The sequence below is a fragment of the Leuconostoc mesenteroides subsp. mesenteroides ATCC 8293 genome, from assembly GCF_000014445.1.
Taxonomy (GTDB): Bacteria; Bacillota; Bacilli; order Lactobacillales; family Lactobacillaceae; genus Leuconostoc; species Leuconostoc mesenteroides.
In genome coordinates, this window is the sequence record NC_008531.1 from 559624 (window position 1) to 582131 (window position 22508).

Here is a 22508-nt window from a genome sequence, read left to right on the forward strand (position 1 = left end):
TACACAATCTTTACATAAAAGCGTTTTGACATTTACATAGGTTTAAGATAATAAATATGTAGTAGTAAATCTTGGGAGGCATTAACATGTCGAAATCATATCGCGGTTCAATCGTATTCACGATTGTAGCCGTGGCAGTTGCTGCAGCGCTTGGAACAGCGTATGCAATGCGCGATAAAAGTGCGTCAAATACGTCGATCACTGCAGTTGGGTCAACGGCTTTACAACCGCTGGTTGAAGCTGCTGGCGAGGAATACGCTAAAGACAATATTGGTACCTTCATCAACGTTCAAGGCGGTGGAACAGGTACAGGGTTAAGTCAGGTGTCGCAAGGCGCTGTTGACATTGGTAATTCTGATGTATTTGCTGAAGAAAAAGACGGTATTGATGCCAAAGAGTTAGTAGATCATCAAGTCGCAGTTGTCGGCATTGCGCCACTATTGAACAAACACAATGGTGTCAAAAATTTGACAACTAAACAACTTATTGCTGTTTTTACTGGAAAGGTAACGAATTGGAAAGAGGTTGGTGGTAATGATCAAAAAATTGTCATCATTAACCGTGCGGCCGGATCAGGGACACGAGCCACTTTTGAACAATGGGGATTGAATGGCGCACAAAGTACTGAGGCACAGGAACAAGATTCTTCAGGAATGGTTCGTTCAATTGTCAGCACGACACCAGGGGCTATCTCATATGCAGCCTTTGGTTATATTGATGACAGTGTGGTAGCGGCTAAAGTTAATGGTGTAAAACCTACTAAACAGAATGTCGTTTCTGGAAAATATGCTATTTGGTCATATGAACATGTTTACACCAAAGGAAAACCATCCGAACCTGTAGCTAAGTTTTTAAAGTATTTAACTTCCAAAAAGGTTCAATCAACACTTGTATCGAAACTAGGATACATATCAATTCATGACATGAAGATTAGTCGTGACGTAAATGGTCAAGTGACTAGAAAATAAACATATTTCTTGTTCGAAAATATCATATTTCGACATGCACCTTGGAGAAAAAATGGATAACATTACAAAAAAACTTATGCAGAGATCTGAATCCACGCATAAGGACACGTTTGGACGTGCTGTTAGTTTAACGGCATTAGCCTTGATTGGTATTGTGGTCGTGGCAATTTTCGCCTTTGTTCTGAGTCGCGGACTTTCAACATTCTTTAGAGATGGCGTTAATGTTAAAGACTTTCTATTTGGAACAACTTGGAATCCGTCTGTAACCAACCCGGCAACAAAGCAGCCTTATATTGGTGCATTACCAATGATCATTGGTTCATTTTTAGTAACCTTTTTAGCTGCGGTAGTTGCTACGCCATTTGCGATTGGAACATCTTTGTTTATGACTGAAATAGCGCAAAAACGCGGGGCAAAAATTATGCAACCAATTATTGAATTGCTGGTTGGTATTCCCTCAGTTGTCTATGGGTTCATTGGTTTAACTGTCGTCGTTCCTTTTATACGAAATATAACTGGTGGCTCTGGTTTTGGTATTTTATCTGGAACAATAGTTTTGTTTGTTATGATATTACCAACTATCACCTCGATGACCGTGGACACATTAAAATCAGTTCCGCGTTATTACCGAGAATCTGCTTTAGCAATTGGTGCTACACGTTGGCAAATGATTTATAAAGTTGTTTTGCGTTCAGCAACACCTGGTATTATGACAGCTATTGTGTTTGGCATGGCACGTGCATTTGGTGAAGCCCTAGCTGTTCAAATGGTTATTGGTAATGCTGCATTAATGCCTACAGGCTTAACTACTCCAGCATCTACCTTAACGTCTGTTTTGACTATGGGTATCGGAAACACGGTTATGGGATCACTACAAAATGATGTCTTGTGGACTCTGGCAATGATTCTATTACTGATGTCATTGGTATTTAATTTGATTGTTCGTGCAATTGGACGTAGAGGAGCGATGAAATAATGAATGCAAAAACTGCTGATAAAATTGCAACAGGCGTTATTTACGCTATTTCTGGCATTGTCGCTTTAATTTTGTTTGCGATGCTAGCTTTTATTCTTGTACAAGGCGTACCACATTTATCATGGCACTTCTTAACTTCTCCAGCACGTGCATTTGAAGCAGGCGGTGGTATTGGAATACAACTTTTTAATTCTTTCTACTTGTTAATTTTAGCCATGTTGATTAGCTTTCCCATTGCGTTGGGTGCAGCAATTTATCTTAATGAATATGCGCAAAAAAATCATTTTACAGCAATTATACGTACAGCTATCGAAATATTAAGTTCTTTGCCTTCTGTTGTTGTTGGTTTGTTTGGATTCTTACTTTTTGTTGTACAATTTAAATTAGGTTTTTCTATTTTGTCTGGTGCAATTGCATTAACATTGTTTAATCTACCTCTTTTGACACGTTCAATCGAAACGAGTTTAGCACAAATTCCTGATTTACAGCGTGAAGCAGGTGCGGCACTTGGCTTGTCACGATGGGAAACGGTTTTGCATGTTATTTTGCCTGCAGCCGTTCCATCAATTGTGACGGGTGTTGTTCTATCGGCTGGACGAGTATTTGGTGAAGCTGCAGCCTTAATTTATACTGCAGGACAATCTGCTCCAGCTTTGAATTTTGCCGACTGGAATCCATTTAACATTTCAAGCCCTTTGAATCCAATGCGACCAGCAGAGACACTAGCTGTACATATTTGGAAAATTAATTCTGAAGGTATTATGCCTGATGTTAGTGCCGTGTCAGCAGGAGCTTCTGCTGTTTTGATTATTGTTGTGTTGCTATTCAACTTTAGCGCACGAAAATTAGGTATGAAGCTTTACAAGAAGTTAACGAGTGCGTGAGGCCATTATGATAAATTCAAATACAGATCTTAAACCAGCTAGTGAGTTCATTAGAGAAAATGCACCAGAGCGGTTTATTTATAAAATGGATACCGAAAAACATGAAATTGCTCTGTCCACACATGACTTGCAAGTGTTTTATGGTGATAATCTTGCCTTGAGCGAAGGCGACCTGCAGTTTGAGCGTTATAAAATTACGAGCTTGGTTGGCGCTTCAGGATCCGGGAAATCAACATTTTTACGTTCACTAAACCGTATGAATGATGGTGTTGCTACCGTTAATGGGAACATTATGTATCGCGGTTTGGACATTAATACCAAGAAAATTGATGTTTATGAAATGCGTCGACATATCGGCATGGTATTTCAACGTCCCAATCCTTTTGCTAAGTCAATTTATGACAATATAACTTTTGCACTAACTAGCCGAGGTAATTACACTAAGCAGCAACTAGATGAAGTAGTTGAAACCAGCTTGAAACAAGCTGCTTTATGGGATCAAGTTAAGGATGAACTAAATAAATCCGCATTAGCATTATCCGGTGGTCAAGCACAGCGATTGGTGATCGCTCGTGCGTTGGCATTGAAGCCTGATATTTTGTTGTTAGATGAGCCTTCGAGTGCGCTAGATCCTATATCATCCGCTCAGGTTGAAGACACGCTACTTAAATTAAAAGATCAATATACAATTATTATTGTTACTCACAACATGCAACAGGCAGCCCGAATTAGTGACTATACAGCATTCTTTCATATGGGCAAGGTCATTGAATACGATCTAACACGAAAAATATTTACGCGACCAAAAGTAGCACTTACAAACGATTACATATCAGGTAACTTTGGATGACAGATAATAAAGAAAAAACAATTTTATCAACCCGCGATGTACATCTTTGGTACGGAAAAAAAGAGGCGTTGCATGGTATTGACTTAGATTTTCCAGAGAAGGGCATTACTGCGTTAATCGGCCCTTCGGGATCAGGAAAATCAACATACTTACGTGCAATTAATCGTATGCATGATTTAGAAGATAATGTGACGGTGACAGGGTCTTTCAAATTCAAAGATACGGATATTTATGCACCCACAACCGATACGGTTGACCTACGCAAACGTATTGGGATGGTCTTTCAACAGCCTAATCCATTTCCGTTTTCAACTTATGAAAATGTGGCATTTGGCTTGCGACTTGCTGGGGTCAAAGATAAAGCTGTTTTGGATGAAGCGGTAGAAAAAGCTTTGAAGCAATCTTCTGTTTGGGATGAAGTGAAAGATAATTTGCACAAGTCAGCTCTTGGATTATCCGGTGGTCAACAGCAACGTGTCTCCATTGCACGTGTTTTGGCTACATCCCCAGAACTTTTATTGTTAGACGAACCTACATCTGCGTTAGATCCAGTGTCTAGTCACAACATTGAAGAAACTTTGTTAAAATTGCGCGACGATTATGCAATGATTATTGTGACACATTCGATGTCACAAGCATCACGAATTTCTGATCGTACTGCATTTTTCTTGAGTGGTGACTTAATTGAAGTTGATGAGACAAAGCATATCTTCTTGGATCCAGCAAAAAAAGAAACACAAGATTACGTTTCAGGTCGTTTTGGCTAATTTACACAATTTGGATACAGAACAGTTATAATATAATAAAGTTAAAGGAGGTTTCACTATGCGTCGATTATTTGATGAAGAATTAGCAGATTTAGATAGCTCATTTACAGAAATGGGTATGCTGGTTTCACAAACTATTCAAAAAGCTGTGCAATCATTCGTGGACCACGATCGTGAAGGGGCTCGTAAGATCCTAGAAAACGACCACCAAATTAATGAGCGCGAGGCAGCTATTGAAAAGAAAACTTTCGAAATGATAGCTTTGTATCAGCCAGTAACCACTGATTTACGTGAAATTGTTACTATCTTAAAGGCTGTATCAGTGCTTGAACGTATGGGAGACCAAGCACGTAATATTGCAAATTCAACAATACGTGTTAAAGGCACGAAGCACATTGCTAGTGTTGAACAAGAACTGGGCGAAATGGGCGAGATGGTTGCTACTATGGTTTCAGAGGTCATGGATTACTATGTGAAAAATGATGCTCTTGGTGCTGAAGCGATTGCTGATAAAAACAGTGTGCTTACGCAAAGTGCTGCTAAAGTTCGAACAGATTCTGTTAATGGTATGAAAGAGGACGCCGAATTGGTAGACTCAGCAGCAGATTACTTAGTAATTGCAGGATACTTGAAGCGAATTGGTGATTACACGACAGATATTGCTGAGTGGATCGTGTACAAGAGAACAGGAAAAATTATTGAATTAAATCCTGGCTATAATTTCTTTATATAAAATTTGTTTAGTTAAAAGGCACGACAACTATGTCATGCCTTTTAATTTGCTATTAATTTGAGAAAAAAATAAAGTTTTGAATCATAGTTATAGCAAAACGATTCCCACCACAATGAATAGGACTAGAAAAATCATATTGAGTAGGGTAAAGGTTTTGAAGAATTGAAAGTTTGAACGATTTTGCGAATAGCCAGCGTATTGCCTTAAGGCCAGTAAGTTAGCTAAGGAGGCAATAATAGTGCCTAGACCACCAACGCTGACACCTAAAAATAATGCATAGACATGGTTTGTGAATTTGGATAATAATACAGCAGCAGGGACATTACTAATCAATTGACTTGTGACGATAGCCGATATAAAAGTTGATAAAGCATTATTTGTATGGTTAGTGATCAGCCCGCTAACAAAGTTAATACGACTAATCGCGCCAACAATTATGAAAAAATTAATGAACGTCAGTATGACTGCATAATCAACGCGTTTAAATATTTTTTTACTAAGCGTCAACCCACTTAGGAGGCTAATAAGCAGAGATATGATTACAGGAATGACTGATAGTATACCCAATAACACCACTATACTTGCTAGTAGTAGCCACACTGTCTTTGTTCGGTTTATGGATATTATATTTGAACTTTGTTTTTCAATCTGTTTATTTTTAATAAACAAAACAGAGAAAAGCAAAGTGATCAGTGAGATTAAACCAAAAGGAATGCTCATTCCTAAAAAATCAATGACACTTAACTTATAAAAAGAAACAATATATATGTTTTGTGGATTACCAAAAGGTGTGAATGAACTGCCAAGGTTAGCGTAGATGGTTAACAAGCTAATAGCGAATATTTTAGGAAATGGGATGCGTTTACTAATATTAAAGAAAATTGGGATAAGCGTCAGGATAGCTACATCGTTTGTAAATAACATCGAACCAAAGAACGAACAGAGTAAAAGGACTAGAAAAACTAAGCGTGTAGAATGGCACTTTGAAACGATGTAATTGGCAATAAATTTTAAAATTCCTAAATCTTGATAGATGGCAATAATAATTAACAAGGATGATAAGGAAATAATGGTTTTAAAGTCGATGTCTGTTGATTTCACCTGACCAAAGCATAAAGATAAGATGGACAGTATGAGCGTTATGAAAAATGTTTTATCAGTTAAAATGCGTTTCAATGTGTTAATCATAGATTATTGTGCCCCGATGTAACAAGGAAATAAGTTAGTCGTTTCATAAGGAGTTCTCCGTATGCTTTCAAGTGATGTCGTTATTTCATGCCACTGCTAGTTTTGCGTCATCACAATGTGATAATCAAAAAGTGGATTGATAGCACGACTAGTTACAATAGTACCAAATCTGCAAGAGCATAAACACAGTTAGGTTAAATTTAATTAAATACTAAGTATCACAGATGATTATTAGATAACAAAGTAAGTAAGTATTTTGGATAGTTACTTTCAAGTACATTTGACAAACTATCTAGGATATTTGTTATAATGGAATTATTGAAAGCTTACCATATCAATATGGTAAACGTTTTCAAAAATTATAAGTAATGGAGAATTTAATGCGATTTATTGTTCGTTTAGCGATAAACATGCTGACCTTTCTACTTTTATCAATGATTTTTCCATCAGGATTTAGAGTAGATAGCTGGGGTGCAGCTTTGTTGGCAGCATTTGTATTATCGATATTGAATGCTATCATTAAACCAATTTTAACAATTTTAACGTTACCATTAACGATTTTGACATTTGGCTTTTTTGCTATTGTTGTTAATGCAATGTTATTGGAAGTGACTGCTGATCTTGTTGGCGGATTTGAATTTTCAAGTTTTGGCTGGGCAATGATTATTGCACTTATTGTTTCCATTATTAACACGTTTTTGACAAAAGATTTGCATGTGCAAGTAGAAAGACATTAAAATGGCACAAAATTCAGTAACAGTAAAACAATTAGTAGAAAATACCCGACTAAAGATTGTTGCCGGTGAACAGTATCTAGACCGAGAAATTACTACTGCAGATATTTCTCGCCCTGGATTAGAAATGACAGGTTATTTCAATTACTATGCGCCAGAAAGAATTCAGTTGCTTGGTATTACTGAAACATCGTTTTCTGAGCGTATGAGTCATGATGAATTACTACTAGTATTTCGTCGCATGGCGGATGAAAAAACGCCGGCATTCGTTATTTCAACTGGATTACCAATAAGTGATGAATTAAATCAAGCAGCTGATGAAGCACATATTCCGATTTTGTCATCAACCTTAACATCCTCACGAATTTTATCCAACATGACATATTATTTGGGTGGTGAACTCGCGCCACGTAAAAATGTGCACGGTGTTTTGATTGATGTTCATGGATTAGGCGTTTTAATTACTGGCGACGCGGGAATTGGTAAGACAGAATCAGCCTTGGAATTAATTCAACAAGGAAAAGCACGTTTGGTCGCTGATGATCGTGTCGATATTTATCAAGAAGATGAAGAGAGGCTGATTGGAGAGCCAAACGGTGTATTACGTAACATGATGGAAGTGCGTGGTGTCGGAATAATTGATGTTCAGCAAGTTTATGGTGCTGTATCTGTTCGATCACATGCTACAATTGCGTTAAACATCCATTTATCTAATGGTAAAATTGGTGAAGCTAATTTTGACCGCTTAGGTGACGATAATGACTCCTTAGAAATTTTGGGTGTTAAGATTAAGCGAATGGTTGTGCCGGTGACGCCTGGTAGAAATACTGCAAGTGTGATTGATGCAGCCTCGGTCAAGTTCCGTACGGCGAATATGGGCATTGATGCGCTGAAAACATTGGAAGAGCGTATGACTGCTGAAATGGAAAAGAATGAAAAAATTGATGCAGGGGACGAAAAAAATGACTAAAATAGCCGTATTGGGCGGTGGCTCTTGGGGCACTGCGTTGGCAAACGTTGCTGCAGAAAATAATAATGATGTGCGTCTGTGGACACGTACTGCGACACAAGCGGATGAAATAAACAGTCAACATACCAACCAAAAGTATTTGCCAGACGCAAAGTTATCATCTGAGTTAATGGCAACCAGTAACATGGCCTTGGCAGTGATGGATGCTGAAATTGTTTTGACAGTTGTTCCTACTAAAGTTGTACGAGAAGTTGCACGTCAGCTAGCCGACGTTTTAAATAAGCAAGATCATCAGGTGATTTTGGCGCATGCTACTAAAGGACTAGAGCAAGTAACCTATAAGCGTGTGTCGGAAATGCTTGCCGAAGAAGTACCTGCAAAGTACCGTTCCACGTTGGCAATGATTTCTGGCCCATCGCATGCAGAAGATGTTATCAAGCATGACTTGACATCTGTATCGATTGCTTCTGAAAATGAAGAGGCTGCCAAATTACTACAGCAGGTATTTGCCAATAGTTCATTTAGACCTTATACGAATCATGATTTGTTAGGATCAGAACTGGCAGCGGCTTTAAAGAATATTATCGCCATCGGATCAGGTGCGTTAATAGGATTAGGTTATGGTGCTAATGCACAGGCTGCTTTGCTGACACGTGGTTTATCGGAAATGCGCGCCCTAGGTCAAGCAATGGGCGCCCAACCAGAAACGTTTTTAGGACTTGCAGGCATTGGTGATTTGATTGTTACTGGCATGTCACCAAACTCCAGAAATTACCGTGCTGGGAAACAGTTAGGTGAAGGAAAGAGTTTGCAAGAGATTCAAGATGACATGGGCATGGTTATTGAGGGTGTTAGCACTACAAAAGCAGTATATGAATTTTCGCAACATCATCATGTGGAAATGCCTATAACAGCCGGTATTTATCGCATATTATATGAAAATGAGCCATTACGCGATGTAATTAGCGACCTAATGAGTCGTCCGTTGCGCAGTGAAGATTAGAAAAAATAAAGAGGAAAAAATCATGAAACCAGTACGTAAAGCTATTATTCCAGCAGCAGGATTGGGCACACGTTTTTTGCCAGCAACTAAGGCATTAGCTAAAGAAATGTTGCCAATCGTTGACACACCAACGATTGAATACATCGTGCGTGAAGCGATTGAATCTGGCATTGAAGATATCGTTATTGTTGATGGTAAATCAAAGCGTTCCATCGAGGATCATTTTGATTCTAACCCAGAATTAGAGAATAATTTACGTGAAAAAGGAAAGGATGAATTATTAAAGCTTGTCGAGGAAACAACAGATATTAATATGTATTTCATCCGTCAATCACATCCCAAGGGTCTCGGTGATGCTGTACTGACTGCTAAAGCGTTTATCGGTGACGAACCGTTTGTTGTTTTGCTGGGTGATGACTTGATGCAAGATGAAGTACCGTTGACAAAACAATTGATCCAACGTTATGAGGAAACTGGTGAATCAACGTTAGCTGTTATGAAAGTACCTCACGATCAAGTATCAGAATACGGTGTAATAGATCCAGCCGCGCAAGTTGATAAAGGTGGACTATATCGTGTAAAGAGCTTCGTTGAAAAGCCAAAGCCTGAAGATGCACCTTCAGACCTAGCGATTATTGGCCGGTACCTTTTGACACCTGAAATTTTCGAGGAACTAGAAAATACAAAACCTGGTAAAGGAAATGAAATTCAATTGACTGATGCTATTGATTCATTGAACAACCGTCAACACGTATATGCTCATGAATTTAAGGGTAGCCGTTATGATATTGGTTCAAAAATTGGCTTCTTGGAAACAAACATTGAATTTGGTTTAAAGCATCCGCAAACAAAAGATGCATTACGTGCTTATATTAAAGAATTGGCATCAAAGTTGTAATTTAAAAACAGGAGAAATACTTCCTGTTTTTTTAAATAAGATGGTTATGCTCGACAAGGGGTACATAATCGAGTACAATTAGTGTTAACAAAAAGTAAGTAAAGGGGTAAAATATGTCAGAAGAACTCAAGGAATATGATGTGGTCGTTATTGGGGCTGGACCAGCGGGAATGACTGCAGCCACATATGCTTCAAGAGCTAATTTATCAGTATTAATGTTGGATCGTGGTATTTATGGCGGCCAAATGAATAATACAGCTGAGGTGGAAAATTACCCTGGGTTTGATTCGATTTTGGGACCAGATTTAGCTGAAAAGATGTATTCTTCGTCAACACAATTTGGTGCTGAATATGGTTTTGGATCAGTAGAAAGTATTGAAGTTGAAGATTATAGAAAAATAATTCACACAGACATGGGGACTTATGCTGCTAAAGCAATAATTATCGCAACTGGGTCAGAGCATATCCACTTAGATGTAACGGGTGAAGATAAGTATCAGGGTCGTGGTGTAAGTTATTGTGCGGTGTGTGATGGTGCATTTTTCCGAGACGAGGATGTTCTAGTTATTGGTGGTGGTGATTCGGCTATCGAAGAAGGTTTATACCTAACTAATTTAGCAAAATCAGTGACAGTACTTCATCGTCGTGACAAATTGCGTGCACAACAAATTATCCAAAATCGTGCATTTGATAACTCTAAAATGAAATTTGAGTGGCATACCGAAGTGGTGGCGATTACTGGTGACGATGACAAAGTTACAGGTGTTGACGTTATCAATAACCAGACAAATGAAAAGCGTCATATTGATGCTTCAGGTGTGTTCATTTACGTAGGATTAAAGGCAAATACGCAAGGCTTTGAAAATCTCAATATTACTGATCCAGAAGGATGGATTGTAACAGACGATAAGATGCAAACGAGTATTCCCGGTGTTTTTGCTGTCGGCGATGTTCGTGTAAAAGATTTGAGGCAAATAACTACTGCTGTCGGCGATGGTAGTTTGGCTGGTCAGGGTGTATACGATTATATAAGCAGTTTGCCCGCTACTGAAAAGATTGCAGAATAAGCTAAAAAAAAACGATGACCAAGAGTCATCGTTTTTTTTATTTTAATTATTTAACGATTTCACAGAATTCTACGATAACGCCATCAGGTCCTTGAAGATTAAAGAACTTGATTCCTTTATCCCAAAATGGTAAATGTTGTACTTCTGAATCAATCAGAGTGAAGCCTTCAGCCTTAGCGGCATCAAAAGCGGCATCAGCATCAGTAGTGTCCATTGAAATATGGTTAATAGCTCCTGGCTTACCAGCAACTTCGTCACCACTCCATGTTTCGATCACTAGATTTTCACGTTGCATAAAAATGACATTTCCGGCAGGAAAATCACCAGTCTTTTTAAAACCTAATTTGGTCCAAAATGCTTCAGATTGTTCTAGTGAAGATGATGGAATACCAACGTGTTGTAAACCTGAGTAATAATCAGCAAAAGCCATAATTTTTTCCTCCAAAATTAATATTTTTCATACCAAACAATGAGTTTATCTTATTCACCAACATCAACAGCTTGGTGATCTAAATTACGAAATACTAGTTTGTCAGCAATTCCAGTTATTCCGCCTTGGAAAAGAAAGGCGAAGAGCGTTCCTAAGCCAAAATTATACAGATTTGGGAAAGTAATAATAAACGCAATAATGGCAAAAATTGTTGGTGGAATGTATGAGGCCCACATTGCTTTGAAAGCAGAACCCTTAAAATACTTAAAACGCAAAATTTGCATCAAATCATCTGCTGGATGCAAAACCAAATTCACACGTTGATATATTGAAATAGCAGTACCAATAAGGGCAACTCCTACGAAGTTAATCACGATGTACAAAATGACCATTGGCAATGACTTTGCATCAGGCATAATTTGATTAAAAATGTTTGAAAACCATTGAATGAAAATTGAAAAAGGTAGCATGAATATAAAGTTACCTAAAATTCTTTTCCAATCAAGCTTCTTCATCAAAAATGCATTTAAGAAGGAGATTAACATACCAAGAACTAGAAAAGCCCAGAATAATGCTAGAGAATTATTTCCTAGAATCGCGTGACCTAAGTTAGCTTCTGCTGCTGTCCAGTATGCAGAACCAAGAAAGGCAGGGTGAATATGATCAGAGGTAACTAATGTTAAGACATTACCCATGGCATTGATAACTAGCGAAATAGTAAAGTAGGTAATCGACAAACTCATTGAAATAGTTCTAGAGCTTTTCGTCTTTGTCTCGTTTTGAGTCATAATTATGCCTCTTCGCCGCCAACCTTCACAACAGCCTTAGATACGACACCTAACTTACCGTTAACAAAGTCGTCAACAGTCTTATAGTCTAATTCGTGTGACATCAATGCTTCAACATTCAACTTACCAGATGATAGCAGAGCCAGTGAATCTTCAAAGGCGTTAGGGTTGATAAATGAACCTTGAATAGTTAACTGCTTTTGGAATACTTCATAAGTGTTCATTTGGAACTTGGCGTCAGGACCACCAACACCAAACATCAATACTTGAGCGCCACGAGCTGATGCTTCAATAGCAGCTTCTTGTGTTTGTGGTAGACCAACGGCTTCAATAATGACATCATATTCACCTTCAGGGATCTTGTCACCCTTCATTGTGTTGTACGTGTTCTTTACGCCAAACTTTTCTTTGTTCATTGCCAACTTTTCGTCAACAATACCAGCTAAGTCAACTTGGTGAATACCATATGCTTGCAAGATTTGAACGAATAATTCGCCCATGAATCCATCACCAATTACCAAAGCCTTTTGGTAAGGGGTAACCTTCAACAATTGAATACCGTGAACGGCACATGAAATTGGTTCAACAACAGCAGCTGACTTTAATGAAACGTTATCAGGAATTGGATAAACAACAGATGCAGGTGCAGTGAAGAATTCTTCAAAGCCACCATCACGTGTCACACCAACAGCTGACAAGTTTTCGCATAATTCAGGGCGTGCAGTACGGCAGTACTTGCATTGTCCACAATAAATGTTAGGGTCAACAGTTACGCGGTCACCAACTTTAACGTTAGTAACAGCAGAACCGATTTCTGCAACAACACCTGAGTTCTCATGACCAAGAACGATTGGAGGAACAGCATCAGCTGAACCTGGCAAACCAGCGTATAGTGCGTGATCAGTTCCACAAATACCAGCAAACGCTGTGTGAATCAAAACTTCATTTGGCAAAACCTTTGGACGGTCAATGTCCTTTACTTCTAATTTCTTAGTTCCGGTTAGAACAAGTGCTTCCATGATTAATTCTCCTTTTTTGTGACAAAAGTAACTTACGGTGACTATGCTAAACCTTTGGCATTATAAAGTCAAGTCTCAGGCCAAATTAATTTTCGATTATAAGGCTGTTGGTGTGATAAAATAATATAAGACTATGGAGGTATGTAATGGTTGCAAAATTAAGTGATGTCGCAGCGCTAGCTGGTGTTTCTGTGACAACAGTATCACGTGTTATTAACAGCTATGGTTCTTTGAGCCAAAAAACAATTGATAAGGTCCATGCTGCAATGCGTGAACTACATTATCAACCAAATGCAATGGCACGTTCATTACAAGGTAAATCATCACAATTTATAGGTTTGATTCTACCTAATATGGAAAACCCATTTTTTACTGCACTAGCCAATGAAATCGAACAGTTATTGTTCTTAAAAGGTTATAAAGTTATTATTGCAGTATCAGCAAATAATGTTGAAAAAGAGCAGCAATACTTGCAAATGCTCGCTGCTAATCAAGTTGAAGGTATAATAACTTCTTCACACAATCTAGATATTGAAGAGTACCAGAATACTTATTTACCGATTGTCTCTTATGATCGATATCTATCAGATGATATTCCTATCGTTTCTGAAGACAATGAGGAAGGAGGCTATCTTGCTGGTAAGTACTTGCTTTCAACAGGTGCTCGACGCCTATTAATACTGAGCGATGATGATGGCTCGAAATCACCTACACATATTCGCTATGATGGTTTTTTGAGAGCGACAAAAGATTCTTCAGCCAAGGTGTTCCAAGAAAACTTTAACTTGGAAGGGTTTGCTTCCAAAGAAGATCTCGATAAAATGATTAACTACGTTATAAAAGACGATATTGATGGTGTTTTTGCTTACAATGATGTTGGTGCAATTCAATTACAAAACGCACTTAGAAAAATCGGCAAACGTGTTCCAGAAGATGTAAAAATTATAGGTTACGATGGTACACCAATCGTTCGTCAGCTACACCCTGATTTGCCAACAGTCGTACAACCAGTGAAGCAGGCGGCGAAAGTTTTGATTGACGTATTGTTTGCGGTGATAGAAAATCCTGGAGAAAAGCCACAAAATAATGAATTACTTGGTGTTGAGTTATTTCAACCCGAGTAATAAGTGATCTTGTCGCGCTTTTTTCAAAATAATATGACATTTTGGAGGGGAAATGTTTATAAATATATTAGCAACGATGCCAGAGTGGATTACCCATCTAATTGGAAGCGACACTGAATTTTCTATATCAACTTTCATTGTGATGTTTTTACTAATCTTTGTTGAAACGGCAGGTATTCTAACAGGATTTATTCCTGGAGATGCTATTTTGATTACAGTCGGAGGCTTGGCAGGGACACATCACAATATTTTTGAATTGGGGCTAGTTATTTTAGTTTTTGCCGTTGCGTCCTTTTTGGGGGATGGTGTTAATTACTGGTTTGGCGCCTATATTACAAAGCAATTTGGTAAAATTCCAATTATTAAAAAACATGTACATGGTGAGTTAGTTGAACAAATCGCAGGCAATTTTCATCCAAAACGCTGGTTGTTATTTATTGTCTTGGGACGTTTTTTACCTTTTATTCGTGTTGCGGTACCACTATTAGCTCACCGTTTAGGGTTAGCATTTTTAAATTACTTACGGATGTCAGCCTTTGCTAGTTTTCTGTGGTCACTAGTCATGGTTTCAATAGGTTATTTTATTGGTCATCTTGAAATTCCAAGACGAATTTCAATTGCCTTAATCATTATAATGGCTGTAGTATTTATAGTGATTTTACGCAGTCCTAAATGTCGGCAACGCATTATTCAATTGTTTATTCGAAAATAAATTTGTTATAATTTAAGAAATTACGAAAGAAGAAGGTAAATCATGAGTTATAAAGAAGCACTTAAAAAATGGCAAGAAGCGACTTTACCAGATTATTTGGCTGCTGATTTAGAAAAATACACACCAGACCAGCAGGAAGACGCTTTTTATCAAAATCTAAGTTTTGGTACAGCTGGAATGCGCGGTGTATTGGGTGCAGGGACAAACCGCATGAATGTTTTCACAGTTCGTCAAGTAACTGAAGCTTTGGCGCGTTACATTGATGAGCAAGGATCAGATGCAAAAAAGCGTGGCGTAGCAATCAGTTTTGATTCGCGTCATTTTTCGCCTGAATTTGCTTCAAATGCGGCACAAGTATTGTCGGCACACGGAATTAAGAGTTTCCTTTTTAGTTCGTTGCGTCCAACACCAGAATTGTCATTTACTGTACGTGAATTACACGCTTTCGCCGGCATTATGATCACTGCATCACATAATCCTAAAGAATATAACGGTTACAAGGTTTATGGAGAAGATGGCGGTCAAATGGTTCCAGAAGCAGTTGATGCTGTGGTTAACGAACTGGCGAACATTACTGATATTTTTAATATCGCATTAGACGAAGACAACAAAAATGTACAAATTATTGATGATGAAATTGATAATAAATATTTGAAGAAGATGGAAACAGTGACGGTGAACGCTGACCTTGTTGCCAAAGAGGGTGCTTCGCTAAAGTTTGTTTATTCACCGCTACACGGAACAGGGCAATACATTGGTGAAAAAGCATTGCAGCAGGCAGGTTTCACAAATTACACAATTGTAAAAGAACAAGCTGTTATTGATGGTGATTTTCCAACGGTTAAAAAACCTAATCCGGAAGATGCTGCCGCGTTATCATTAGCTATTGAATATGCTAAGCGTGATGGGGCAGATGCTGTTGTAGCAACAGATCCTGACGCTGATCGTATGGGGGCTGCTGTTAAACTAGCGGATGGTACATTCCAAATTTTGACAGGAAATCAAATTGCCGCTGTGTTGGTTAACTACTTATTAACAGCTAAAAAAGACACAAACACTTTGCCAACTAATGGGTCGATTGTGACATCAATTGTATCGTCACGCTTTGCGTCAAAGGTTGCTGAAAGCTTTGGTGTTGAAACAGCTGATGTGTTAACTGGGTTTAAATATATTGCAGCTACAATTGATCAATTTGAGGAAACAAAATCCAATACATTTTTGTTTGGTTTTGAAGAAAGTTTTGGCTACTTGGTCAAGCCATTCTCTCATGATAAAGATGCCATTCAAGCATTGGTATTATTTGCAGAGGTAGCTGCATACTACAAGTCACAAGGGAAGACTTTCGCAGATGGATTGTATGAATTATTTGAGAAATTTGGATACTTTGAAGAGAAAACAATTAGCTTAGATTTCCCAGGAATTCATGGCAATGATGAAATGGCGGCAATTATAGCTGGCTTTCGTGATAACCAACCCGCTGAAATTGGCGGAGTAAAAGTTGCACGCGTGCAAGACTTTTCAACCTCGGTCGAAACAAGCAAAGATGGATCAACGGCTAAGTTATCTCAACCAAAAGCAAATGTGTTAAAGTATTGGTTGGATGATGGTTCTTGGGTGGCCTTACGACCATCAGGCACAGAACCTAAGCTAAAGTTCTACATTGGGGTTGAATCTGAGTCACAACAAGAATCACAAGCTAAAATTGATATTATTTCCGCCGATTTAATGAAGCGCGCAAAATAATACTAGACATAAAAATTATAATTTGCTATAATTACTGTTGGCTATCAAAGCCCACATTAACGATAATCCGCTGTGCGTTTAGCCTAAGGGCAAGTGTATGATTGTCGATCAGGAGAATGACCAATGCGTCAAAATACTATTTTAGAAAACGTTACATCAGCACAATTACGTACTGACATTCCTGCTTTCCGTGCAGGAGACACTGTTAAGGTGTATGCCAAGATCGTTGAAGGTTCACGTGAACGTGTTCAGTTGTTTGAAGGTGTTGTTATTAAGCGCAAGGGCGCTGGCATCCAAGCAACTTATACAGTTCGTAAGATTTCTTCAGGTGTTGGTGTGGAACGTACATTCCCATTACACTCACCACGTGTTGAAAAGATTGAAGTTACTCGCTTTGGTCAAGTACGCCGTGCAAAGTTGTACTACTTGCGTGCTTTGCAAGGTAAGGCAGCTCGTATTAAAGAACGTCGTCGCGACGTTTAAGGTATGTAAAAGGTATTTCTTCGGAGATGCCTTTTTTTGTTAATTATTCCTTAAAAAGTTATTTACTTCACTAAATGTTATGTCATTGTCGCGTAATACTTTTGTCAAAATCCAGACACATTATTACGAATGAATTAGTCTATAATAGACATATACTCAAATAACATTTGAGTTTCATTACTTCCCCCAGTAATGCATCAATCAGCTCCCCCAATTGTTGATTGATACACCGATAACTTATGTTATCAACCCCCTGACCAACCCCCCTCTTCGGTCAGGGGTTTTTGTTTGCAAAAAAGTATTGAAATGTAATAAAAAACCGCTAACGCTGTCGTTAACGGTTTTTTATTATTTAAAAGGGGACTGTGAGTTTTCTGTAGATGTTGGCACATTAAATGGATCAATTTCTTCACCAGATAAAGCACTTAACCCAGAACTTTCTTCTGTAGGCATGACGGTTTCATCAAACTTAAAAGCTAACAAGGAGTCTGTGATAGACTGTTCACGTGAAATATCGTCGTTATCGCGTACTTCCACAACGGTAGCTTTTTCTGTTGTAGCATGTGTTCGATCTAAGAAAGAATCTCGTGCAGCTGCACGTTGCCTAAGATCATCAACATTAACCGTTTCAGATAGGTCAGTGATTACTTCAAAAGAAACGCCTTCGTTTTTCTTCAAATACTTGAAATTGGCTTCTGCAATGGCACCAGTTTGTACTTCAAGCTGTTGTGCTAAAAAGCCGGCCTCTAAACTAAAATCAGCATTTTTATTTAACGCAAGACGTTGTCGCACTAAATCGCCAGTTAATTCCCAACGTTGGTTCTTGCTATTTTGTGATTTAATTTCTAAATCACCAAAGGCAGCGTTGGCAAAAAACTCTTTTACTGTCGACAGTGTGTCAGTTGGAAACTGACGTGCAATTTCTTTACCGGCCCAGTATAAAATATGCGGATAGTCTTCTTGAAGTAAATTCTTTAAGAGACCGTCCCGTAGCAAACTGAGTGCAAAACTGTTTACTTGAAAGTTTGTTTGTAAAATTTTATCGTAATCGTTGATATCCATGGTTGACGAAAATCCTTTCATTTCATTATACACAAAATTAGTGCTCAAATGCTTGCATTTTTTATTATCCTCGTCATAATTAATTATATGATAAAAAATAATCCTATTGGGCTAGTTGACTCTGGTATTGGTGGCCTAACTGTTGTCAAAGAATCCCAGAAGCAATTACCGAACGAACAATTAATTTATATTGGTGATACGGCACGTATGCCATATGGACCGCGCTCCGAAAAAGAAGTTATTGACTATACTTTTCAAATGGCTCATTATCTGGTAAATGAACAAAATATCAAAATGTTGGTCATTGCTTGTAATACTGCCACTGCTAGAGCTTTATCACAATTACGAGAACAATTATGTATTCCAGTCATTGGTGTCATTCAACCAGGCGCAGAAGCGGCCGTTTCAATTAGTCAAAATAAAAAAATTGGATTGATTGCAACTCAAGGCACTGTCGAATCGCAAGTCTACAATGAAAAAATGTTAGCAATTGACAATAATGTTCAGATTACTTCGCAAGCTGAGCCTGAATTTGTTACTTTAGTGGAAAATAATCTCTATCAGAGCGATGAAGCCCGCGAGGTAATTGCCCATCATTTGAGTGCCTTCAAAGAGGCAAATATTGACACGCTAATCTTGGGGTGTACTCATTTTCCATTACTGACGCCTTTTATTCAAGAAGCAGTCGGATCGGATGTTACACTAGTTGATTCTGGCGCCAAGACGGTTGCGGTGATGAAACAATATTTGGATGAACTCGACATTCATTCAGAAGTGAAACACAATCATAGCGATGATATTTATAACACGACAGGTGATAAACTAAAATTCAAAACGATTGCTAGTAGTTGGTTAGCACGAAATCATGAGTTAGATGTGCGCCACCTTAATATTGTTGGGGACCATTTGGAGGAAGAAAAGTGAAGCTAATTATAGCGAGCAATAATGCTCATAAAATAACTGAAATTGAAGCCTTACTGGCGTCAATAAGTATTGACTTACCTGTCGTTTCACTTCAAGAAATAGGGGATGTTCCCGAAATTGTTGAAGATGGGACAACATTTGAAGAAAACGCTGTGAAGAAAGTTGAAACGATTGCTAAAGTTGCCCCTAATGATTACATTTTGGCTGATGACTCTGGTATGTCAGTGGATGCTTTAAATGGTGAACCTGGAGTTTATTCAGCACGTTATGCTGGCGATCACGATGATCAAGCAAATATTGATAAAGTTTTGCAAAAGTTAGCTAAGGTTCCTAACGAGCAGCGAACAGCACACTTCAATAGCGTTATCGCTTTACATAGTCCTAAGGGATCAAACCTAATAGTTAACGGACAAGTAGATGGCTATATAACAGAAAGTGAACGCGGACAAGATGGATTTGGATATGATCCAATATTTTTTGTACCCAGCATGAACAAAACCTTTGCAGAAATGTCTGCAAGTGAAAAAAATACAATTAGTCATCGTGGTTTAGCACTGCAAGAACTCGGTAAAAAATTACCAGTTTGGTTGAAAGGAGAATAATGGTTAAATTTTTAATTGTTTCAGATATACACAGTGATCGAAAAATTTTAGTAGATATTTTGGCTCAGTGGCGAGATAAAGTTGATGGCATTTTTTACAATGGTGATTCTGAATTGAACGCTGATGATGACATTTTTGCGGGTGTTTCTACGGTAATCGGTAACATGGATGATGATCCTGATTTTGCTGAAGCACGTTCAACGGTTATTGATGGTATAACTTTTTTTCAAACCCACGGTCACCTTTACAATGCGACGGCAATATTAAAATGGGCTAATTTGGATTCGATGAACGAAGCTGCAAATGATGCCCATGCACAAGTTGTTTTGTTTGGTCATACACACAAAGAAGGGGCTGTTTCATATGATCATAAGTTATTTATCAATCCAGGTTCAACAACCCTGCCAAAGGGGTCACGTGCGGACCTTGGTGGAACTTATGCGGTTCTAGAAGTAACAGATGATAAGTATATCGTAACGTTTTACACACGTCAGCATCAGGCCGTGCCTCATTTAACTGTGACAGTAAATCGATAAAATTTTTTAAAACATAAAAACTCCTTTTGTTATAATTTACTTATAAGCTTAAGGAGTTTTTATTACGTCATATTAAACAGTATGATGTTCAAAAACATAACCACATCATCGAACGTGTATAATATAGGACTAGCTATGACAGAAGATAACCCACAATTTAATCAATGGTATGAACAAGACACCGAAGTAGATCATTTATTACGTGACGCAGCTGCCAATGATGAAGAACAGCGTAGTGAATTATCATTGCGTCCGCAATTTTTGCGTGAGTATATTGGGCAAGAGGCATTAAAAGAAGAGTTAAATGTTTATATTTCGGCAGCAAAGCAACGTGAAGAAGCATTGGATCATGTATTGCTTTTTGGACCACCAGGATTAGGTAAAACAACGCTAGCGATGATTATTGCTAATGAGATGAATGTTAATATTAAAACAACATCGGGTCCTGCTATTGAAAAGCCAGGTGATTTGGTAGCATTACTGAATGAACTGGAGCCGGGGGATATCTTGTTTATTGATGAAATACATCGAATTCCTACTAATATTGAGGAAATAATGTATTCAGCAATGGAAGATTATTTTGTTGATATTATGGTTGGTCAGGGGCCAACGGCGCGTCCAGTTCATTTTCCGTTGCCGCCATTTACTTTAATCGGGGCAACCACGCGTCCTGGTATGTTATCCAAGCCACTTCGTGATCGATTTGGCATTATTAACTCGCTACAATACTATACTCCAGAAGAATTACAGCAAATAGTCGTTCGCACGGCAGACATCTTTAATGCACCAATTAAATCGGAAGGTGCATATGAAATATCGCTGCGCTCTCGTGGCACACCTCGTATCGCCAATCGTTTGTTGAAACGCGTCCGTGATTTTGCTCAGGTCGAGGGAAAAGATGCAATTGACAAGAATATTGTGACTATTGGTTTGGATAAATTGCGCGTTGACAATAGAGGTCTTGACGAAACCGATCATAAGCTTTTAGAAACAATGATCGAATATTATAAAGGTGGGCCGGTTGGGTTAAATACAATAGCTGCTAATATTGGTGAAGAGTCAGAAACATTAGAGGCAATGGTTGAACCATATTTATTGCAGATTGGTTTTTTGCAGCGCACACCGCGTGGACGTGTTGTCACTGAAGCGGGGTACACTCATTTAGGGCACGCCTATCAAAGGAAATTATGACAAATTTTATTATTTCAGACACACATTTCAATCATGAAAAAATTCTATATTTTGATAAATCACGGGCAGTATCACTGCAAGCATTAAATATAGAGCCAACGATTGAAAATATGGATCGATATCTGGAGGATACTTGGAACGAAACTGTAACGGATGAGGACGCAGTTTATTTTCTTGGCGATTTGGGCATGTTTCGCAAGAAACAGGATTTTGTAGCACAACTTAGTCGTCTAAAAGGTAAAAAAGTGTTCTTTAAAGGGAATCACGATCATTCAGATCAAATTAAAGCAGCAATAAAGACACCGGAAACAAACATTATTGAATATATTGAAACTGCTAAGGCTATAAAAATCAATGGTATTAATGTATGGATGAGCCATTATGCAATTGATTTGCCATACCCCGTTTTATCTGTTCACGGACATATTCATGAAGCAGAATACAAACAAGCTAGTATGGTGAATTTATCGCTTGATTCCTCGTTTATGCAAAAAAGACGTTTCGGCCAACCGCTTACTTTTGATGAACTAACCGAAGAATTGACGGACAGAATGGACAAAATTCAAAATGAATATGCAATTGAGTCCGATAACAAGCGTTATGATCGGTCTGTTGAGCGAGCTTTCGATGAAACGATAACAATTAATAAACCGACCGCTACACAGCGTCATGAATTAGCTTTATTAGTTGATCATTTGAATCAACATGATTTGACATATGCTGATGTCTTGGAGCAACTTGAAATTCCAAATGTAAATAAAGTGTTGACTGCCGATGAACTTGAAAAAGTAGCGCAAACTGGCTTTGAATTCGAAAAGAAAACAGGTCTCAGTGGTAACACCGGCAGTGTATAAAG

At 38.2% G+C, this 22508-nt stretch carries 25 protein-coding genes; 20 read left to right on the top strand and 5 right to left on the bottom strand.

Going from position 1 to position 22508, the window contains the following annotated elements:
* The first annotated feature begins 86 nt into the window (after positions 1-86).
* From LEUM_RS02875 to phoU, 6 genes are read left to right on the top strand one after another with little or no spacing between them, the layout of a single operon-like run.
* Entirely contained in the window at positions 87-968 is an 882-nt protein-coding gene (locus tag LEUM_RS02875; protein WP_011679410.1) for a phosphate ABC transporter substrate-binding protein PstS family protein, read from the top strand.
* A gap of 52 nt (positions 969-1020) precedes the next feature.
* Positions 1021-1944, top strand: a complete 924-nt coding sequence (gene pstC, locus LEUM_RS02880) for a phosphate ABC transporter permease subunit PstC (RefSeq protein WP_011679411.1) — start codon at positions 1021-1023, stop codon at positions 1942-1944.
* Positions 1944-2828 carry a phosphate ABC transporter permease PstA gene (gene pstA / locus LEUM_RS02885; RefSeq protein ID WP_010291776.1) on the top strand — a complete coding sequence of 295 codons (885 nt, stop codon included), beginning with the start codon at positions 1944-1946 and terminating at the stop codon, positions 2826-2828. Before pstC ends, pstA begins: the two co-directional genes overlap by 1 nt.
* 7 nt (positions 2829-2835) lie before the next feature.
* Positions 2836-3678, top strand: coding sequence for a phosphate ABC transporter ATP-binding protein PstB (gene pstB, locus LEUM_RS02890; protein ID WP_011679412.1), 843 nt, complete (start codon positions 2836-2838; stop codon positions 3676-3678).
* Complete coding sequence (pstB, locus tag LEUM_RS02895; protein WP_011679413.1) at positions 3675-4445, top strand: phosphate ABC transporter ATP-binding protein PstB; 771 nt, start codon at positions 3675-3677, stop codon at positions 4443-4445. The genes pstB (LEUM_RS02890) and pstB (LEUM_RS02895) overlap by 4 nt, the downstream gene beginning before the upstream one ends.
* A gap of 58 nt (positions 4446-4503) precedes the next feature.
* Positions 4504-5178, top strand: coding sequence for a phosphate signaling complex protein PhoU (phoU, locus tag LEUM_RS02900; protein WP_004164468.1), 675 nt, complete (start codon positions 4504-4506; stop codon positions 5176-5178).
* 87 nt (positions 5179-5265) lie between these two features.
* Here the strand turns inward: phoU and LEUM_RS02905 are convergent, their stop codons facing one another.
* Positions 5266-6366 (bottom strand): SLC13 family permease, encoded by a 1101-nt coding sequence (locus LEUM_RS02905; RefSeq protein WP_011679414.1) that lies wholly within the window; start codon positions 6364-6366, stop codon positions 5266-5268.
* 380 nt (positions 6367-6746) lie between these two features.
* Here LEUM_RS02905 and LEUM_RS02910 point away from each other — a divergent pair, with 380 nt between their 5' ends.
* The 5 genes from LEUM_RS02910 to trxB all read left to right on the top strand — a co-directional run bounded on the left by LEUM_RS02910 (position 6747) and on the right by trxB (position 11038).
* Positions 6747-7103: a phage holin family protein gene (locus LEUM_RS02910; protein ID WP_004164465.1), complete on the top strand. Its 357-nt coding sequence runs from the start codon at positions 6747-6749 to the stop codon at positions 7101-7103.
* Between the two features lies 1 nt (position 7104).
* Positions 7105-8070, top strand: coding sequence for an HPr(Ser) kinase/phosphatase (gene hprK / locus LEUM_RS02915; RefSeq protein ID WP_004164464.1), 966 nt, complete (start codon positions 7105-7107; stop codon positions 8068-8070).
* Positions 8063-9073 carry an NAD(P)H-dependent glycerol-3-phosphate dehydrogenase gene (locus LEUM_RS02920; protein WP_011679415.1) on the top strand — a complete coding sequence of 337 codons (1011 nt, stop codon included), beginning with the start codon at positions 8063-8065 and terminating at the stop codon, positions 9071-9073. The genes hprK and LEUM_RS02920 overlap by 8 nt, the downstream gene beginning before the upstream one ends.
* Before the next feature lie 22 nt (positions 9074-9095).
* Positions 9096-9971, top strand: a complete 876-nt coding sequence (galU, locus tag LEUM_RS02925; protein WP_010285820.1) for a UTP--glucose-1-phosphate uridylyltransferase GalU — start codon at positions 9096-9098, stop codon at positions 9969-9971.
* 113 nt (positions 9972-10084) lie between these two features.
* Positions 10085-11038 carry a thioredoxin-disulfide reductase gene (gene trxB, locus LEUM_RS02930; RefSeq protein WP_011679416.1) on the top strand — a complete coding sequence of 318 codons (954 nt, stop codon included), beginning with the start codon at positions 10085-10087 and terminating at the stop codon, positions 11036-11038.
* A 46-nt stretch (positions 11039-11084) separates the two neighbouring features.
* Here trxB and LEUM_RS02935 read toward each other — a convergent pair whose 3' ends face one another.
* The 3 genes from LEUM_RS02935 to LEUM_RS02945 are packed head-to-tail and all read right to left on the bottom strand — an operon-like array spanning position 11085 to position 13275.
* Positions 11085-11468 carry a VOC family protein gene (locus LEUM_RS02935; RefSeq protein ID WP_011679417.1) on the bottom strand — a complete coding sequence of 128 codons (384 nt, stop codon included), beginning with the start codon at positions 11466-11468 and terminating at the stop codon, positions 11085-11087.
* 50 nt (positions 11469-11518) lie between these two features.
* Complete coding sequence (locus LEUM_RS02940) at positions 11519-12256, bottom strand: DUF6198 family protein (protein WP_011679418.1); 738 nt, start codon at positions 12254-12256, stop codon at positions 11519-11521.
* A 2-nt stretch (positions 12257-12258) separates the two neighbouring features.
* Positions 12259-13275 carry a zinc-dependent alcohol dehydrogenase family protein gene (locus tag LEUM_RS02945; RefSeq protein ID WP_011679419.1) on the bottom strand — a complete coding sequence of 339 codons (1017 nt, stop codon included), beginning with the start codon at positions 13273-13275 and terminating at the stop codon, positions 12259-12261.
* 146 nt (positions 13276-13421) lie between these two features.
* Between LEUM_RS02945 and LEUM_RS02950 the strand changes: the two genes are divergently transcribed.
* The 4 genes from LEUM_RS02950 (at position 13422) to rplS (ending at position 17337) form a co-directional block, all read left to right on the top strand.
* Entirely contained in the window at positions 13422-14399 is a 978-nt protein-coding gene (locus LEUM_RS02950) for a LacI family DNA-binding transcriptional regulator (RefSeq protein ID WP_011679420.1), read from the top strand.
* Positions 14400-14451: 52 nt separating this feature from the next.
* Positions 14452-15111, top strand: coding sequence for a DedA family protein (locus LEUM_RS02955; protein WP_011679421.1), 660 nt, complete (start codon positions 14452-14454; stop codon positions 15109-15111).
* Positions 15112-15153: 42 nt separating this feature from the next.
* A complete protein-coding gene (locus LEUM_RS02960; RefSeq protein WP_011679422.1) occupies positions 15154-16854 on the top strand; it encodes a phospho-sugar mutase in 1701 nt (566 codons plus the stop codon).
* 123 nt (positions 16855-16977) lie between these two features.
* Complete coding sequence (gene rplS, locus LEUM_RS02965; protein ID WP_004164446.1) at positions 16978-17337, top strand: 50S ribosomal protein L19; 360 nt, start codon at positions 16978-16980, stop codon at positions 17335-17337.
* Between the two features lie 348 nt (positions 17338-17685).
* Here rplS and LEUM_RS02970 read toward each other — a convergent pair whose 3' ends face one another.
* Positions 17686-18399: a YslB family protein gene (locus LEUM_RS02970; protein WP_011679423.1), complete on the bottom strand. Its 714-nt coding sequence runs from the start codon at positions 18397-18399 to the stop codon at positions 17686-17688.
* A gap of 48 nt (positions 18400-18447) precedes the next feature.
* Here LEUM_RS02970 and racE point away from each other — a divergent pair, with 48 nt between their 5' ends.
* From racE to LEUM_RS02995, 5 genes are all read left to right on the top strand, one after another.
* Entirely contained in the window at positions 18448-19323 is an 876-nt protein-coding gene (gene racE / locus LEUM_RS02975) for a glutamate racemase (RefSeq protein ID WP_011679424.1), read from the top strand.
* The gene (locus tag LEUM_RS02980; protein WP_011679425.1) at positions 19320-19925 is read left to right on the top strand and encodes an XTP/dITP diphosphatase; all 606 of its coding nucleotides are present in this window, start codon (positions 19320-19322) and stop codon (positions 19923-19925) included. The genes racE and LEUM_RS02980 overlap by 4 nt, the downstream gene beginning before the upstream one ends.
* On the top strand, positions 19925-20461 hold the full coding sequence (locus LEUM_RS02985) for a YfcE family phosphodiesterase (RefSeq protein WP_011679426.1): 537 nt from the start codon (positions 19925-19927) through the stop codon (positions 20459-20461). Before LEUM_RS02980 ends, LEUM_RS02985 begins: the two co-directional genes overlap by 1 nt.
* A gap of 135 nt (positions 20462-20596) precedes the next feature.
* On the top strand, positions 20597-21652 hold the full coding sequence (gene ruvB, locus LEUM_RS02990) for a Holliday junction branch migration DNA helicase RuvB (RefSeq protein WP_011679427.1): 1056 nt from the start codon (positions 20597-20599) through the stop codon (positions 21650-21652).
* Positions 21649-22506, top strand: coding sequence for a metallophosphoesterase family protein (locus LEUM_RS02995; RefSeq protein WP_011679428.1), 858 nt, complete (start codon positions 21649-21651; stop codon positions 22504-22506). The genes ruvB and LEUM_RS02995 overlap by 4 nt, the downstream gene beginning before the upstream one ends.
* Positions 22507-22508 lie beyond the last annotated feature (2 nt).

Excerpts from the sequence above, each read along its gene's own strand:
- LEUM_RS02875 (WP_011679410.1), top strand. The coding sequence starts at position 87 with ATGTCGAAATCATATCGCGGTTCAATCGTATTCACGATTGTAGCCGTG.
- pstC (WP_011679411.1), top strand. The coding sequence starts at position 1,021 with ATGGATAACATTACAAAAAAACTTATGCAGAGATCTGAATCCACGCAT.
- pstA (WP_010291776.1), top strand. The coding sequence starts at position 1,944 with ATGAATGCAAAAACTGCTGATAAAATTGCAACAGGCGTTATTTACGCT.
- pstB (WP_011679412.1), top strand. The coding sequence starts at position 2,836 with ATGATAAATTCAAATACAGATCTTAAACCAGCTAGTGAGTTCATTAGA.
- pstB (WP_011679413.1), top strand. The coding sequence starts at position 3,675 with ATGACAGATAATAAAGAAAAAACAATTTTATCAACCCGCGATGTACAT.
- phoU (WP_004164468.1), top strand. The coding sequence starts at position 4,504 with ATGCGTCGATTATTTGATGAAGAATTAGCAGATTTAGATAGCTCATTT.
- LEUM_RS02905 (WP_011679414.1), bottom strand. The coding sequence starts at position 6,366 with ATGATTAACACATTGAAACGCATTTTAACTGATAAAACATTTTTCATA.
- LEUM_RS02910 (WP_004164465.1), top strand. The coding sequence starts at position 6,747 with ATGCGATTTATTGTTCGTTTAGCGATAAACATGCTGACCTTTCTACTT.
- hprK (WP_004164464.1), top strand. The coding sequence starts at position 7,105 with ATGGCACAAAATTCAGTAACAGTAAAACAATTAGTAGAAAATACCCGA.
- LEUM_RS02920 (WP_011679415.1), top strand. The coding sequence starts at position 8,063 with ATGACTAAAATAGCCGTATTGGGCGGTGGCTCTTGGGGCACTGCGTTG.
- galU (WP_010285820.1), top strand. The coding sequence starts at position 9,096 with ATGAAACCAGTACGTAAAGCTATTATTCCAGCAGCAGGATTGGGCACA.
- trxB (WP_011679416.1), top strand. The coding sequence starts at position 10,085 with ATGTCAGAAGAACTCAAGGAATATGATGTGGTCGTTATTGGGGCTGGA.
- LEUM_RS02935 (WP_011679417.1), bottom strand. The coding sequence starts at position 11,468 with ATGGCTTTTGCTGATTATTACTCAGGTTTACAACACGTTGGTATTCCA.
- LEUM_RS02940 (WP_011679418.1), bottom strand. The coding sequence starts at position 12,256 with ATGACTCAAAACGAGACAAAGACGAAAAGCTCTAGAACTATTTCAATG.
- LEUM_RS02945 (WP_011679419.1), bottom strand. The coding sequence starts at position 13,275 with ATGGAAGCACTTGTTCTAACCGGAACTAAGAAATTAGAAGTAAAGGAC.
- LEUM_RS02950 (WP_011679420.1), top strand. The coding sequence starts at position 13,422 with ATGGTTGCAAAATTAAGTGATGTCGCAGCGCTAGCTGGTGTTTCTGTG.
- LEUM_RS02955 (WP_011679421.1), top strand. The coding sequence starts at position 14,452 with ATGTTTATAAATATATTAGCAACGATGCCAGAGTGGATTACCCATCTA.
- LEUM_RS02960 (WP_011679422.1), top strand. The coding sequence starts at position 15,154 with ATGAGTTATAAAGAAGCACTTAAAAAATGGCAAGAAGCGACTTTACCA.
- rplS (WP_004164446.1), top strand. The coding sequence starts at position 16,978 with ATGCGTCAAAATACTATTTTAGAAAACGTTACATCAGCACAATTACGT.
- LEUM_RS02970 (WP_011679423.1), bottom strand. The coding sequence starts at position 18,399 with ATGGATATCAACGATTACGATAAAATTTTACAAACAAACTTTCAAGTA.
- racE (WP_011679424.1), top strand. The coding sequence starts at position 18,448 with ATGCTTGCATTTTTTATTATCCTCGTCATAATTAATTATATGATAAAA.
- LEUM_RS02985 (WP_011679426.1), top strand. The coding sequence starts at position 19,925 with ATGGTTAAATTTTTAATTGTTTCAGATATACACAGTGATCGAAAAATT.
- ruvB (WP_011679427.1), top strand. The coding sequence starts at position 20,597 with ATGACAGAAGATAACCCACAATTTAATCAATGGTATGAACAAGACACC.
- LEUM_RS02995 (WP_011679428.1), top strand. The coding sequence starts at position 21,649 with ATGACAAATTTTATTATTTCAGACACACATTTCAATCATGAAAAAATT.